The following is a 13,893-nucleotide window of genomic DNA, read 5'->3' as shown; positions in this document are numbered from 1 at the left end:
CGACCATGTTCATCACGTTTCGTTTCCCCACATCGCACTAATTTCTGAAAGACACTCTGTGCTGCATTCATCATGACGAAAAAAAATTTAAAATTCCTGGAATTAATTGCTGAGACGTTGTAGTATAGATTCCATAACATCATGTACAACTATCGAACACATCTTGTTTACATCAATTCCCTCTCCAATTTCGCTCCAGAACATCGCTTAGCATTGCCGAACGATAGTGCCAATAAAATTTTCGCGTGACGTCATACACTAATACCGTGCTCAAGGGTTCCTATTCACAGACTCACTGCTATCGCAAGGGTGAGCTATCACTGCGGCTCTCACGTCGCATCTACATTTGAAAGGAGGTGAGTGTTTTGGCCACAAAGAAAAAAGCTCCAGCCAAGAAAAAGGCTCCGGCTAAGAAAAAGGCTCCAGCCAAGAAAAAAGCTCCAGCCAAGAAAAAGGCTCCGGCTAAGAAAAAGGCTCCAGCCAAGAAAAAAGCTGCCACGAAGAAACGGTAATTTTTCAAGTGTGCGGACAAGACGCCGGATGGGGCATGCCTCCATCCGGCGTTTTGCTGTGATCAATCTGTCCTCCCGTCCTTCAGTGCAGATGCTATCCCTTCGAGTTTTTTGTCGGTCCCTCTCCTCTCTATTTCTTTCCACATTTTCTCCGGTTGAACTTTTTTCCGACCACCGCTCACCTCGAAAAGAACGAGCAGGCTTCAGCTCTTGACTCCACGAACTCCACCTGGAATGATCCTGATCTTCACAGGTATTGATTCAATACACACAGATGTTCTGGTTTTTAGTTTCTTTAGAAGGGAATGTGATATGTCGCAACACTCCGGTAAATTATTCAGATTGATGTCTCTTTATGTATTCATTGGTGTTGGAGGAGTGCTCTTTTCTTATGTCTCCTGCTTCGCCTCTGGTAAAGAACAAAAAGCACCACCCTCTTCACAGGCACCATCTGAATCTTCAACACCCTCGCCCGGTCAGCCACCACAAACTGAGGCTTCAAAAATGGCATTAGACAAAAAAGGGCAGGAAGAATTGGATGAATTGAGGAAAAATCCAGAAGAATTTCGTACGTTGATGACCGGCGTGCAGATTTTTCTCGGACGTTTTGGATACGGAGTCGGACCCTATACAGGAACGCTCGACCAATCCACCAAACAGGCATTGAAAGCCTATCAGGAAAAATCTGGGCTCTCTCAGACCGGGGACCTCGACTTTCCTACACTGAAACATCTCACCGAGGATGATCGCGTCTTGAATCGTGTAGTCCCATTCCTTCCCCCACAGACCTTTCACGATCAGGAATGGGGACAATGGGTGGAGGTCCAGGGCTCCTGGATGCTCAAGGAAGGCAATACCGACGATGTCCTGCAGACCTCGCGCATCACCTGCATGAAAGCATTTAAACGGTGTATTGACTCGACCGCATCCCTGGTCAATTCGAATGTGCCCCAACTCAAAGTGCACACTCATGTCTATGACATTCAGGAATGGGATGATGCCAACATTGTATCGGCACCCTATGATGGCGAAGCCTGTGCCGTGAGTATATTACGGATTTCCCGGAATCCCCAACTTGTCACCCGTTTTCTTTCTCTGCAAGGCAAACCAGGACCGTGCGCGAAGGTGCAGGCCGAAGACCGGCAATACGTCCTGGAAGATGGTCCAAAAATCTACCAGATTCTCCGGATGCAAAAGTCTGAGGCTATTCAACAAATCCTGCAAGTCGCCAAATAACCCGCTGTGGTCCACGTTCAATCGTGATTCTCACAGGAAGATTACACGGGATGTTGGGGAAACCTGGAACCCAGGTATTCCCGACATCCCGTGTCCTCAGGAGTCCCCCCTTAAGAAGAACGTCCTCGCCGGATTCGGAGAAAATGCCTCGGTTAGCCTTTGCCTCTAAACGCCCAGGAAAAGTACAGCCCGGCCACGGCAATCGTAAAGAGTTGAATGTTTTGGAGAATGGGACTGCGTTGGGCCCCTTCCATGGGCGGAGAAGTAATAAAGTGAAATCCTAAAAATTCCGGCGTCTGCTCCGGTGGCGTTTGCCAAGGAGGGAATAAGACAGCCAGAATGAGTAGCCCCACCATAATATAGAGAATACGCAGGTTAAGCGGCTCCTGTTTGGATTCCTCCACCTGTTTCCGATCCGCCCGACTCCCACATTTTGGACAGAATCGTCCTTTGAGAGGAAGATCATAGCCACAAGAAGGACACGGCTTGGTTTCACTCACACAGCACCTGATTTCTGTTAAGATGACACATGTTTCATGATTGCTGGGTTTCTCTATCTTGCCCAATTTCCATCGATTCGTCCAGGCGACACAGGGAAAATGATTTGACTCAATTCCCACGTCATTTTTATAATTTCCCAACAGATCACGATTCATTCCCAACATCGACCCTCATTTGTTCCCTCAGATTGGTGCACGCTTCTCTCCCTATTCATCCGTTCGCCCCCTTGGCCCATGCACCAACTCCACAATCATCCATGAACCACCTTTGTCAGGAGACACCGTGACACCCACTTCCTTTCGTGTCCTCTCCGTGATTGGCGCTGGAGCCTGGGGAACCGCATTGGCTCACCTCTTGGCCACTAAAGGATTCAGCATACGCTTATGGGCGCATGAACCTGAGGTGGCGGAGACCATCCAGCGCACCAGAGAAAATTCCTGGTATCTCCCGGAAGTAGTCCTACCCAATTCTATTCAGGCCACGATCAGTCTTCCGGATTGCGTGCAGGGCACGGATGTCATCCTACTCGCAGCACCATCCCATGCCATGGCCAACATGGTGAAACAACTCAACCTGTTATTAAAGGAACCCCTTCCCATCATCATCGCCACCAAAGGCATTGAGGAAGGCACGTTGCAATTAATGAGTCAGGTAGTCGAAAGTCATCTCCCCGCATCATGGCATCCGTTCATCACCATTCTTTCCGGGCCCAGCTTCGCATCGGAAGTGAGCCGATGGAAACCCACGACCATTTTACTGGCCGGACGGGATTTCAATCTGGTGAATGGTCTGCAACAAGCCTTTATCACTCCACAGTTTCGCGTGTATGCCGGACGGGATATGATCGGTGCGCAACTGGGGGGAGCCTTAAAAAATGTCATGGCCATTGGAGCGGGTGTGGTCGATGGCCTGGACCTCGGATCTAATGCGAGGGCTGCCTTAATCACCAGAGGACTGGCGGAAATGATCCGGTTAGGCCGGGCCATGGGCGCCGATGTTTCCACCTTTTACGGGCTATCGGGGTTAGGAGATCTGGTGCTCACCTGTACCGGGACGTTGAGCCGGAATTACCAGGTCGGCATGCAATTGGCCAAAGGCGCGAATATGACCACGGTGCGCTCAACCACCAGAACCGTGGCTGAAGGGGTTCCCACCAGCCGGGCCGCCATGGCCCTGGCTGAACGGTATCATGTAGATATGCCCATTGTGCGCGGCGTGTTCCAAATGCTGTTTGAAGGGCGCAATCCCCGGCATATCGTAACCGATCTGATGTCCCGATTAGCCAAAGGCGAAACGGATGGCCTTTTCTCTGTCAGCACCGCAACCTTTGGCCCCAGGGCTCATTCATGAACCACGACAGGTTAGCGGCCTTGCTTCAACGGGTTCAAGGCGGACATGTTTCTGTCCCCCAGGCTATTCAACAGCTCCGCACCCTCCCGTTTGAAGATCTCGGATTTGCCTCGGTGGATCATCACCGGTCGCTACGACAGGGATTTCCGGAAGTGATCCTGTGCGAGGGGAAAACACCCGCACAAATTACCGCGATCGCTCGAAAATTATTAAAGGCCGGCGGTCCGTTTCTCGCAACACGCGTCACGCCTGCTAATGCTCGCAGTCTCAAGCAATTGGCCCCCAAAGCGGTATATCATGAGATGGCCAGGATGGTCTCTCTTGCCGAGAGCAAGCGTACCAGGCAGGGGTTGATCCTTATTGTCACAGCCGGCACCTCCGACATCCCGGTGGCTGAAGAGGCCAAAGTCACCGCCGAAGTTATGGGAAGCCGGGTACAAACACTCTATGATGTTGGGGTCGCTGGTTTACATAGGCTTTTGGATCGCCAGGAAAGCCTTCACCAGGCACGAGTCGTCGTTGTCGTCGCAGGAATGGACGGGGTGTTGCCCAGCGTGGTGGGAGGGTTGGTCGATCGCCCGATTGTCGCCGTGCCCACCAGTCAAGGCTACGGTGCAAATTTTGGCGGGCTGGCCCCTCTCCTCACGATGCTGAATGCCTGCTCATCGGGAATCGGCGTAGTGAATATCGATAACGGATTTGGAGCAGGCTGTCTCGCACACCGCATTAATATTAACGGGCAGGGGGAATCTCCTCCTCAGACGTAGGTAACTCAGGCATCGGCTCATTCAAAGGTTCCGACATTGGTGCTTCTCCCATTTCAGGGATTGTACTCTCGTCTTTCTCCTCCGGTTCAACGCTTTCAACCTCGGACCCGGAACCACCGGCCTCTTCAGACTGAAGAACATCCGTAGCGTCCATGAGGGCCTCTTCCTCTGGAACCACCGGATCGTCTGAAGACTTCAAGCTCTCCTCCGTGGCCGTGCCATTCTCTTCAGAATTCTCTCCCTCACGGAGAATCTCAAGTTCTTCGGGAATATCCGGCTCCGGAGGAAGGGGAGGTAACACTTCACCCACATAGGCCAACGCTTCGAGTGTCCCGTGAACCCGACGTGAGACGATCTTCGTCCGGGGGCCATCCCCTTGATCCTCCATTAACTTGGCCTGGAGTTCATAAAAGTAGGAGCCATCAGCCACGAGTTGATGGTATTGATCCTTCCCATCCCAGACCAACTCCACCGGAACGGTGAGATTCCCCCTTTTCGCCTCCGGTTCGTCCACCAATAGACGATGTGCGACAAAACTCATGGAGCGCCGCGTCGGTGAGGTAATCATGGCAGACACTTCAAGCACATTGGCTCCGCGTAACGAGGACGGCAACTCCACGAGCAGGGTCAATTTCAACCCACTTTTCCCAATGATAAAGGGATCAGGAGAAACCACTACATCAGAAATTTTCACGGGAGAAACCGAAACCCGTTTGGACTTCGCTTCGCTTGAGCTGAAGGGGGAAAGAGCCAGAAATGACCCGAGGGCCAGCACCAACAACCCAGACTGCCACCGCCATTGAAATTTCCTAAGTGTCGAAGACATCCTTATCATTGTGCCAAACTTTTTCCCTTGAGACCAATCTAATTTGAGATTAATTCTGCCATTTTTTTTCTTTGGCCTTTGGCGTGCCCGAGCCGTCAAGCCGATTTCGGAAGCACCTCGGCGCACTGCTTAAGTCCTTCGACAAGGTTCAGAACAGGCTCCGCAAGTTTGCGCCGCAGCCGGAATTGGTGAACCGCACGATGAACCCGAAGGGCCACGAAAGGGCCAATATGGTTTTGGGTCCTTTTGCCGTCACAAAAGGACCTCGTACGCCGGAGCGAAACCCGGATAATTTCAAAAACATTATCGTGCAATTCTCAATGATTCGCCCAGCGTCGCGTTGAGATTTTTGATATGCTACGGTTTCGCCTTTGTACTTTTGCAGATGTAATTCTATGACCAGACATCTTCACATCGACGCATTTTCAGGAGTCAGCGGAGACATGTTTTTGGGTGCCCTCGTAGATACCGGTGTACCATTGTCTGTTCTTAAAAAAGGCCTCAAAGCCCTAGGCATTAAAGGTTATCGGCTTCGTGAACAGCAGGTGATCCGCAACAGCATCCGGGCCACCAAGGTGGATGTGGACATCCAAAAGGGATTTACCAAACCCTTATCACTTGCCACCATCAAAAAAACGTTAAAAAATAGTCCCCTGCCCGACGCCATTCGGACTCAGGCCCTTCAAACCTTCCAACTGCTGGCTGAGGCTGAAGGCAGGGTGCATGGCCAAGAGCTGAATGAAGTACATTTTCATGAGGTGGGCGTGATCGATTCGCTGGTGGATATTGTCGGGACCCTCCTGGGATTTGCCCATCTGAACGTGACGACGGTGTCATTTTCTCCCATCAATCTGGGAGCCGGCACGATTTCCACGGCGCATGGGCTGCTTCCGGTGCCGGGACCGGCAGTGGCGCATATGGCCAAAGGAATTCCCATTCTCTCCAATGGACCGGCCATTGAATTCACGACTCCGACCGGTATCGCGTTGGTCAAAACTCTCTCTCAGGATTGTAAACCGCTCCCACCCTTAACACCACAAACGGTGGGGTATGGCGCGGGCACGGCCGACCCTCATGGCTGGCCCAATGTGCTTCGACTGTTTGTTGGTGCTCAAGATTCTGATTCTAAAAATCTTACGGAACGCATCATTCAGCTTGAGACAAACATCGATGATATGAATCCGCAATTGTATGAGGTGATCATGGAGCGCCTCTTCGAAGCCGGAGCTCTCGATGTCACATTCACGCCAACCATCATGAAACGGAGTCGGCCCGGCACGATTGTGACCGTCATCGCGTTCTCACAGAACCTTCAGGCCTTAAAGTCGATTCTCTTTTCCGAAACCTCGACGCTGGGAATACGGATCCAGGAAATGGACCGAGCCATTCTGCCTCGCTTCTTCCAAACAATTAGCCTGTTGGGGGGATCTGTCCGCATGAAGATTGCCGGTCTTGGACAGGGCCGTTCAAAGGCCACTCCCGAGTATCGTGATTGTGTCGCATTGGCTGAGCGCACCAAGCAGCCTGTGCAAACAATCATCGACCTCGCACGTCAGACCTATATTAGTGCGAAAATTTCATCCCCCCGCAAACCTGCTCCTCCCAAATTGGCCAGGCGCAAGTAACCCACGCATGTCCTCCTCTCAACCGACCAAACCGCTTCTGGCGATTACCATGGGCGATCCTGCCGGGATCGGACCGGAAATTATCGTGAAGGCGCTCCAGTTATCGAAAGTCTGGCAAGTCTGTCGCCCCCTGGTCATTAGTAGCCGGACAATCCTGGAACTCACCACACAATCATTGGAGGCCTCCCTTGTTCTTGTGCCGGTGAGCGGTCACGAATCATCCCCTCATCCTCGCCTGTTCCGCCGGGGCTCTCTTCCTTTCTTGGATCCCTTTTCCGGATCGATCCGTCCGGTCAGGCTTGGACGGGTGACGGCACGATCCGGGGATATGGCGGTCACATGCATTCAAACAGCCGTCCGGTTGGCCCAGGCCGGTTGCGTGCAGGGCATTGTCACGGCACCCATTAATAAACATGCGATTCATCTAGCGGGGCACACGTATCCGGGCCATACCGAAATGCTGGCGGACCTGACGAACGCCAAGGAGTCGGGGATGATGATTGTGGGCGGTCCCTTGAAAATTCTATTTGCAACCACCCATCTGGCTCTCCGTGAAGTTCCGAACGTGTTGACACCAGCCACCATCCTTCGAGCCATTCGATTGGCCCATCAGGGACTCACCCGCTTGTTCCATATTCAGAAACCGCGCATCGGCGTGGCGGGCCTCAACCCCCATGCCGGCGAAAATGGTCTGTTTGGAGACGAGGAAGACCGCGTTATTCAACCGGCCATTCGGCAAGCCAAAAAGCAGGGCATTGCCTGCACGGGTCCTCATCCTGCCGACACCTTGTTCGGCAAGGCGGTACGAGGATCATTTGACGGGATTGTCGCCCTGTATCATGACCAGGGATTGATTCCCCTAAAAACCGTGGCCTTCGGCCATTGCGTGAACATCACGGTGGGCCTGCCAATCATTCGCACATCTGTTGACCATGGAACGGCCTATGACATTGCCGGGCATGGCAAAGCCGACCCCACCAGCTTGGTTGAGGCCATTGAAATGGCAGCCAATTTGGCCACACGCTCCACATGATATCCAAGGCGTAAAGATGGGAGCGCGACAATCGACATCCTCCGCCAAACCACCGGCATCTTCGACCGGTCGTGCCTGGAGTGCGAGAAAAATCGCTGCAGCCACGTTGCAAGCAATTGAACGATCCCGAGGGTTTAGCGATGACGTGTTCGATCACATCACCAAAGACCTCGTGGTCTCCGAACGCGATCGGCATCTGGCGTTTGAGTTGGTCTATGGAGTGTTACGACATTACATCACCCTGGATTGGCGATTAGATCAGGTCTCCCGCAAGGCCATGGTCCGCCTGCCGCTGACGGTTGCCACGACGCTTCGGGTCGCTGCCTACCAATTGCTCTATCTCGATCGCATTCCGGCTTCCGCCGCAGTGAATGAAGCTGTTCAGCTCATCCGGAAACAACCCGGCCACAATTGGTCCGGCTTCGTGAATGCCGTATTGCGTAATCTGCTTCGGCAATCTGCCCCCCCCATGCCCGATCCGGGGGTCGATGCCACCCAGGCCCTCTCCATTCGATATGCCTGCCCGCCATGGTTAGTTGAACGCTGGCGAGTATCCTTCGGCCTTATGAAAGCGGAACACCTTTGCCAACAGTCTCTTGGCCTTCCACCATTAACCATTCGAACCAATTCCCTTCGGGGCTCCCGTTCCGATTTACTTGCCCGCCTCCAATCGGAAGGCATCCTTGCACAGGAAACCACGGTGAGCCCTGTCGGCCTGACCTTGGACAAATGTGGTAATCCTGGACAATTATCTGCCTTGAAGGACGGTTGGTGCTACGTGGAAGACGAAGCCGCCCAACTGATTCCCTTGCTCCTTGACCCTCAGCCAGGCGACCGGGTTCTTGATGCTTGTGCGGCTCCTGGAGGCAAAACCACGCACATGGCTCAATTGATGAAAAACCAAGGGACCATCGTGGCACTCGATCGTCATCAGGGACGGCTGGACCGGCTTGTATCTAATTGCGCCAGACTTGGGATCTCCATTGTTCAGCCAGCTCACGTTGATCTAAGCCCCTCTTCCGGCCACGGCCCGGCTGAAGATTCCTCAACTACTCCCCTCAGGGTCCCATCCATGCTGGCGCAACCATTTGACCGTATTCTGGTCGATGCGCCTTGTTCTGCTCTCGGGATTCTTCGCCGACATCCGGAAGGAAAATTACTAAAATCGTTATCGACCATCCAACATGCCCAAGCTTCTCAACGCGAGATTCTTGATCGGGTCAGTGACCTCTTGAGACCAGGGGGAATCTTGGTCTATAGTGCCTGCTCAGTCGAACCGGAGGAGACCACGGAGATCATCTCCGAATTTTGTCAGAAACATCCTGAATATTCTCAGGAATCCGTCACACCTTGGGTGCCCGTTGCGGGGCAATCACTCATTACTGACCCTGGGCATTTGTGTACGGCCTTTCAGACGTTGAACATGGACGGATTTTTTGCGTGCCGATTGAAAAAATCTGAATGACAATGCCAATCACCCCTTTAATATCCCCTTCTATTCTTTCTGCTGACTTTGCCCGGCTCGCGGAAGCCGTACAGATGGTAGAAGCCGCCGGTGCGGATTGGATTCATGTGGATGTGATGGATGGCCATTTCGTTCCCAATTTGACCGTCGGTCCGCCCATGGTTGAAGCGCTCCGCAAGGTGACCTCCTTGCCCTTGGATGTTCATCTGATGATGACCAATCCAGATGCCTTCATTTCTGAGTTCGTCGATGCCGGCGCTGATCTGTTGACCGTGCATGTCGAAGCCTGTCCACATTTACACCGAACCGTTCAATCTATTAAGGAACGACAGGTCAAAGCCGGAGTGTCCTTAAACCCTGCGACCTCGGTCACCGCCATTGAGGAAATACTTGGCGACGTGGATTTAATCCTAGTGATGTCCGTGAATCCCGGGTTTGGTGGCCAACAATTTATCTCCTCCTCCCTGGAGAAGATCCGGCGTATCCGGACGATGATGACCAATTCCCACAGTTCGGCCCATTTAGAAGTGGATGGGGGAGTCAACCTGACTAACGTGGCTTCGGTGATTCACGCGGGCGCGAATGTCCTGGTTGCCGGTTCCGCCATTTTTGGCAGCAAGAATATCCCCGAAACCATTCGCCAGATGCGAACAGCCGCTCAGACCGTGATTGTCTAATCGGGCCCATGAATTCCCCCAATAACACCGACAGCCTTCATCCTCTCGAAATTCAGGTCCTACGTGCACTGGGGAAAGACCCAAAGCCACTCTCAGACCTTCAACTTGCCACCCACACCGAGCTTGCTCCCTCACAAGTCAGCATGGCTGTCGGGTGGCTACTCACGAAACAATTAGTGAGCCTGTCGACCGAATCCACGACGACCTATGTGTCCCTCACTACGGTTGGGACCCAATACCACCAGCCGGACTCTTCTCCTCTTGAGTGGATCATCCAGACGGTGAAGAATGCTGATCCCGAAGGCTCCCCACCCACCGTAAAGGACCTTCAAGCCACGGGGAAATTCCAACCCTCCGAGCTAAGCCGGGCAATCGGGATTCTTAAGAAGGAAGGCGTCCTTCAGATGGGTGCGGGTGGAATGTTGGAAATTACCAGCAAGGACAGTGACACTGTGAAGGATTTGCGAAGCCTCATCAATCAGGTTCATGAAGGCACACGCCCCCTGGATTCGTTTACTTCCGATCACCAGGCATTGCTTCGCCAATACGCCGTCAAACGCGGCAATACGCAAGAACCCTTTCGCATCGATGATCATACCGAACGGACTTATGTCCTCACAGCGGAGGGCCGGACTCTACTGCCTCATTTACGGGAAGGCGCCGCCCAGGAAATTTCACAATTAACCCCGGAACTCTTAAAAGACGGATCCTGGCGGAACGTGTCCTTTCGCAAATACTCCATTAATCTCCGACCTCCCCGATTGGCAGTTGGCCGACGCCATTCCTATCGGGAGTTTCTGGATACCGTGAAGTACAAACTCACGAGCATGGGATTTCAGGAAATGCGTGGCGAACTCATTGAAACGGAATTTTGGGATATGGACGCACTCTTTATGCCTCAATTCCATCCTGCTCGTGCCATCCATGATGTGTATTTTGTTAAAAATCCCAAGATGGCTAAGAATATTCCTGAGCCATTTCTCAGCCAGGTCGCCCAAGTCCACCGGGATGGCGGAACGAGTGGATCGAAAGGATGGAAATACGAATATGACAGCGAGCGGGCGAAGCGCTTAGTTCTCCGCAGCCAAGGCACCGCAGTCTCCGCTCGAACGTTGGCACAAAATCCGCCGATTCCCGGCAAATTTTTTTCTATTGCCCGGTGTTTTCGTTATGACAATGTCGATGCCACGCACGCCACTGATTTTTTTCAGGTGGAAGGGATCGTGCTCGGTTCCGATATCAACTTTCGGACACTCTTGGGTCTCCTGCAATTGTTCGCCACGGAAATGGCACAAGCCAAAGAGATTCGATTTTTCCCAGCGTATTTTCCATTTACCGAACCCTCCGTCGAATTGCATGTTCGTCATCCAAAACTTGGATGGATGGAACTGGGGGGCGCGGGGCTTTTCCGCTCTGAAGTCACCATACCTTTGGGAGTGACCGTTCCGGTTATTGCCTGGGGACTCGGGTTGGATCGGATGGCCATGGTCGCCCTTGGCATACAGGACATTCGCGATTTATTCACCTCCGATCTAGAAGCGGTCCGCAATATGCGCCGTCAATTTTAAATACCCACGATGCCAACCATTTCCATTTTCCAAAAAGATTTCTGTCGACTTGTCGGTCGAAATGCCTCCATGTCCGACATTGAACAATGGATGCCCTATGTGAAAGGGGAGGTGAAAGACGTCTCACAGGACACGGGTGAAGTGCGCGTGGAGCTTCAAGATACCAATCGGCCTGATTTATGGTGCGTGGAAGGGATTGCCCGACAAATTCGATCCGTTTTAAATAAAGGGATGCCCCCTTACTCCTTCTTTTCGGATAAGAAGGGGGCGAAAAGACGGATTCAAGTGGCCCAAGGCATGGAAACCGTTCGACCTTATGTGGCGGCTTGCGTCTCGTTGGGATATGCCATGACAGCTGAGGGCCTCGACCAATGCATTCAAACCCAAGAAAAATTGGCCGACGCCTATGGACGAAAACGTGAAACGGTTTCCATTGGCCTTTATCGGTACTCTTCCATTTCGTTTCCTGTCACGTACGGGCTCGTGAAACCCGATGAAATTCGATTTACGCCATTGGGATTTGAGGAAAAAATGACTCCTCACGAAATTCTCACCGTCCACCCCAAAGGCCTTGAATATGGATCGATCCTCGCTGAATGCGACAGGTTGCCGCTCCTATGGGATTCGGATGGACAGGTGCTGTCCTTTCCTCCCATTATCAACAGCCGGGAACTCGGTGAAGTGCAGCAGGGAGACACCGATTTATTTGTGGAAGTCACAGGAACCGATCTGAGTATGGTGGTGTTGGCCTTGAATATTTTTGCCTGTAATTTAGCCGATCGCGGGGCGACCATCGAATCCGTGAATATTACGTATCCCTATGAAACCGAGTTCGGCACAACCGTTAAAACCCCCCTGAGCATGAATCAATCACAACGTATTTCCCTAGAGGCGATCGAACAGGCTTTAGGAATGCCGCTTGGCTCGGAGGCTATTCAGGAAGCCCTAGCCTCTTATGGATACCTGGTGAAAGCCACCAGACAAACAGTATCCGTCACCTTACCCGCCTTTCGAAACGATTTCATGCATGTGATGGATGTGGCGGAAGATGTGGCCATTACCCGAGGCTATGATTCCTTTTCCCCTATTATGCCCCAGTCTTTCACCGTTGGAAGTCTCTCCGTGGAAGAACAGACCAGCGATCGTGTTCGTGATCTTCTGGTCGGATTTGGCTTTCAGGAAATTTTTTCCAATATCATGGCTTCTCATCAGGAATTGGTAGACAGAATGCGTATTGCTGATACGGAGTATGCGCAACTGGTGGAAGTGGATAACCTGATGTCCCAAACCTATGCCTGTCTCAGACCTTCCATTTTGCCGTGCCTGCTTCGGGTGGAAGCCCTATCGCCTCGCGTCTTTTATCCCCATCTGCTATTTGAGGTTGGAGAAACGGCTCAACTGGATTTGGAAGCCAATGCGGGTTCTCGCACGACATTATCCATAGCTGCCATCAGCGCCAATTCCGGGGCAAACTTTTCAGAGATCCATAGCTATCTGGATTTGCTGATGTATTACATGGTGTGGCCCTACGAACTGGAGCCGGTCACTCATCCCTCATTCTTAGAAGGACGAGTCGGCCGAATCCGTTGTCATGGGCATTCAGTGGGATATATTGGAGAGTTTCACCCGGAAGTACTCGAAGCCTGGCAAATCGATATGCCCACTTCCGGGTTTGAATTCGAGATACGAAAGCCTGAAGCTTAAGCGGGGACGGGTTGTCCATCTCCCTTAGTGCTTGACACAAGGTGAGAAAAGCCTTGAGGATCGTGAATCGCCATTTCTGAAAGCATTTTTCTATTTAACAACACATTGGCTTTCTTCAGCGCATTCATGAACTGACTATAGGTGACGCCTTGCGCTCGAACTGCCGCACTGATTCGAGTCACCCAGAGCTGTCTGAAATTACGTTTTCTCTGTTTTCGTCCGGTATAAGCATAGGCTTGCCCCTTATCGACTGATTCGGTAGCCGTCCGGAAAAGCTTACTTTTTCCTCCATATTGGCCACTCGCCAGCTTGAGCCGCTTTTTCCGGCGCTGCCGAGTTTGTGGCCCACCTTTTACCCTTGGCATGACACGTTCTCCTTTATTATTGAAAAATTACTTATAGGGGAGTAACCGAGACAGCGAAGTCCGGTCTTCTTTTCTGACCTCTGCTGCGCCGCTTAGTCTGGATTTTACTCCAGGCGACTTGGAAGTGAGGATATGACGCATTCCTGCCTTCCGCCGCATCCACTTACCCGAGCCGCTTCGTTTAAATCGTTTACTGGCTCCTGAGTGATTTTTTAATTTCATTTTTGCCATACTTTATTTCCTTATTCAACGACCGACAAATTG

Annotated in this window: 14 protein-coding genes; 10 read left to right on the top strand and 4 right to left on the bottom strand. The window is 52.1% G+C overall.

What is annotated here, in order from left to right; translation table 11 throughout:
• Nucleotides 1–365 precede the first annotated feature (365 nt).
• Together ACWHYD_RS00210 and ACWHYD_RS00205 are read left to right on the top strand one after the other, a co-directional pair.
• The gene (locus tag ACWHYD_RS00210; protein WP_447963934.1) at nt 366–512 is read left to right on the top strand and encodes a hypothetical protein; all 147 of its coding nucleotides are present in this window, start codon (nt 366–368) and stop codon (nt 510–512) included.
• Between the two features lie 504 nt (nt 513–1,016).
• Nucleotides 1,017–1,748, top strand: coding sequence for a peptidoglycan-binding domain-containing protein (locus ACWHYD_RS00205; RefSeq protein ID WP_447963933.1), 732 nt, complete (start codon nt 1,017–1,019; stop codon nt 1,746–1,748).
• A 152-nt stretch (nt 1,749–1,900) separates the two neighbouring features.
• On the opposite strand, the gene ACWHYD_RS00200 is transcribed toward ACWHYD_RS00205, so the two are convergent.
• Complete coding sequence (locus ACWHYD_RS00200) at nt 1,901–2,413, bottom strand: hypothetical protein (protein ID WP_447963932.1); 513 nt, start codon at nt 2,411–2,413, stop codon at nt 1,901–1,903.
• Nucleotides 2,414–2,531: 118 nt separating this feature from the next.
• Here ACWHYD_RS00200 and ACWHYD_RS00195 point away from each other — a divergent pair, with 118 nt between their 5' ends.
• Nucleotides 2,532–3,599, top strand: a complete 1,068-nt coding sequence (locus tag ACWHYD_RS00195; RefSeq protein ID WP_447963931.1) for an NAD(P)H-dependent glycerol-3-phosphate dehydrogenase — start codon at nt 2,532–2,534, stop codon at nt 3,597–3,599.
• The gene (larB, locus tag ACWHYD_RS00190) at nt 3,596–4,366 is read left to right on the top strand and encodes a nickel pincer cofactor biosynthesis protein LarB (RefSeq protein ID WP_447963930.1); all 771 of its coding nucleotides are present in this window, start codon (nt 3,596–3,598) and stop codon (nt 4,364–4,366) included. The genes ACWHYD_RS00195 and larB overlap by 4 nt, the downstream gene beginning before the upstream one ends.
• Here the strand turns inward: larB and ACWHYD_RS00185 are convergent.
• On the bottom strand, nt 4,332–5,201 hold the full coding sequence (locus ACWHYD_RS00185) for a hypothetical protein (protein ID WP_447963929.1): 870 nt from the start codon (nt 5,199–5,201) through the stop codon (nt 4,332–4,334). The genes larB and ACWHYD_RS00185 overlap by 35 nt on opposite strands.
• 386 nt (nt 5,202–5,587) lie before the next feature.
• Here ACWHYD_RS00185 and larC point away from each other — a divergent pair, with 386 nt between their 5' ends.
• Genes larC through pheT form a run of 6 tightly spaced genes read left to right on the top strand, consistent with a single transcriptional unit; the run spans nt 5,588 to nt 13,264 of the window.
• Nucleotides 5,588–6,817, top strand: coding sequence for a nickel pincer cofactor biosynthesis protein LarC (gene larC / locus ACWHYD_RS00180; RefSeq protein ID WP_447963928.1), 1,230 nt, complete (start codon nt 5,588–5,590; stop codon nt 6,815–6,817).
• Between the two features lie 7 nt (nt 6,818–6,824).
• On the top strand, nt 6,825–7,850 hold the full coding sequence (gene pdxA / locus ACWHYD_RS00175) for a 4-hydroxythreonine-4-phosphate dehydrogenase PdxA (RefSeq protein ID WP_447963927.1): 1,026 nt from the start codon (nt 6,825–6,827) through the stop codon (nt 7,848–7,850).
• Nucleotides 7,851–7,866: 16 nt separating this feature from the next.
• The gene (gene rsmB / locus ACWHYD_RS00170; RefSeq protein ID WP_447963926.1) at nt 7,867–9,315 is read left to right on the top strand and encodes a 16S rRNA (cytosine(967)-C(5))-methyltransferase RsmB; all 1,449 of its coding nucleotides are present in this window, start codon (nt 7,867–7,869) and stop codon (nt 9,313–9,315) included.
• On the top strand, nt 9,312–9,992 hold the full coding sequence (rpe, locus tag ACWHYD_RS00165; protein WP_447963925.1) for a ribulose-phosphate 3-epimerase: 681 nt from the start codon (nt 9,312–9,314) through the stop codon (nt 9,990–9,992). Before rsmB ends, rpe begins: the two co-directional genes overlap by 4 nt.
• 8 nt (nt 9,993–10,000) lie before the next feature.
• A complete protein-coding gene (pheS, locus tag ACWHYD_RS00160; protein WP_447963924.1) occupies nt 10,001–11,560 on the top strand; it encodes a phenylalanine--tRNA ligase subunit alpha in 1,560 nt (519 codons plus the stop codon).
• Nucleotides 11,561–11,569: 9 nt separating this feature from the next.
• A complete protein-coding gene (pheT, locus tag ACWHYD_RS00155; protein ID WP_447963923.1) occupies nt 11,570–13,264 on the top strand; it encodes a phenylalanine--tRNA ligase subunit beta in 1,695 nt (564 codons plus the stop codon).
• On the opposite strand, the gene rplT is transcribed toward pheT, so the two are convergent.
• Together rplT and rpmI are read right to left on the bottom strand one after the other, a co-directional pair.
• A complete protein-coding gene (gene rplT, locus ACWHYD_RS00150; protein WP_447963922.1) occupies nt 13,261–13,629 on the bottom strand; it encodes a 50S ribosomal protein L20 in 369 nt (122 codons plus the stop codon). The two genes, pheT and rplT, sit on opposite strands and share 4 nt — an antisense overlap.
• 27 nt (nt 13,630–13,656) lie before the next feature.
• Nucleotides 13,657–13,851 carry a 50S ribosomal protein L35 gene (rpmI, locus tag ACWHYD_RS00145; protein WP_447965909.1) on the bottom strand — a complete coding sequence of 65 codons (195 nt, stop codon included), beginning with the start codon at nt 13,849–13,851 and terminating at the stop codon, nt 13,657–13,659.
• Nucleotides 13,852–13,893 lie beyond the last annotated feature (42 nt).

It is taken from the genome of Nitrospira sp. Ecomares 2.1, assembly GCF_965152585.1.
This window is presented reverse-complemented; position numbering and strand designations above follow the sequence as displayed.

Bases quoted from the DNA above. Each gene is read 5' to 3' on its own strand.
- ACWHYD_RS00205 (WP_447963933.1), top strand. From the start codon at position 1,017: ATGGCATTAGACAAAAAAGGGCAGGAAGAATTGGATGAATTGAGGAAA.
- ACWHYD_RS00200 (WP_447963932.1), bottom strand. From the start codon at position 2,413: ATGTTGGGAATGAATCGTGATCTGTTGGGAAATTATAAAAATGACGTG.
- larB (WP_447963930.1), top strand. From the start codon at position 3,596: ATGAACCACGACAGGTTAGCGGCCTTGCTTCAACGGGTTCAAGGCGGA.
- ACWHYD_RS00185 (WP_447963929.1), bottom strand. From the start codon at position 5,201: ATGATAAGGATGTCTTCGACACTTAGGAAATTTCAATGGCGGTGGCAG.
- larC (WP_447963928.1), top strand. From the start codon at position 5,588: ATGACCAGACATCTTCACATCGACGCATTTTCAGGAGTCAGCGGAGAC.
- pdxA (WP_447963927.1), top strand. From the start codon at position 6,825: ATGTCCTCCTCTCAACCGACCAAACCGCTTCTGGCGATTACCATGGGC.
- rsmB (WP_447963926.1), top strand. From the start codon at position 7,867: ATGGGAGCGCGACAATCGACATCCTCCGCCAAACCACCGGCATCTTCG.
- rpe (WP_447963925.1), top strand. From the start codon at position 9,312: ATGACAATGCCAATCACCCCTTTAATATCCCCTTCTATTCTTTCTGCT.
- pheS (WP_447963924.1), top strand. From the start codon at position 10,001: ATGAATTCCCCCAATAACACCGACAGCCTTCATCCTCTCGAAATTCAG.
- pheT (WP_447963923.1), top strand. From the start codon at position 11,570: ATGCCAACCATTTCCATTTTCCAAAAAGATTTCTGTCGACTTGTCGGT.
- rplT (WP_447963922.1), bottom strand. From the start codon at position 13,629: ATGCCAAGGGTAAAAGGTGGGCCACAAACTCGGCAGCGCCGGAAAAAG.
- rpmI (WP_447965909.1), bottom strand. From the start codon at position 13,851: ATGAAATTAAAAAATCACTCAGGAGCCAGTAAACGATTTAAACGAAGC.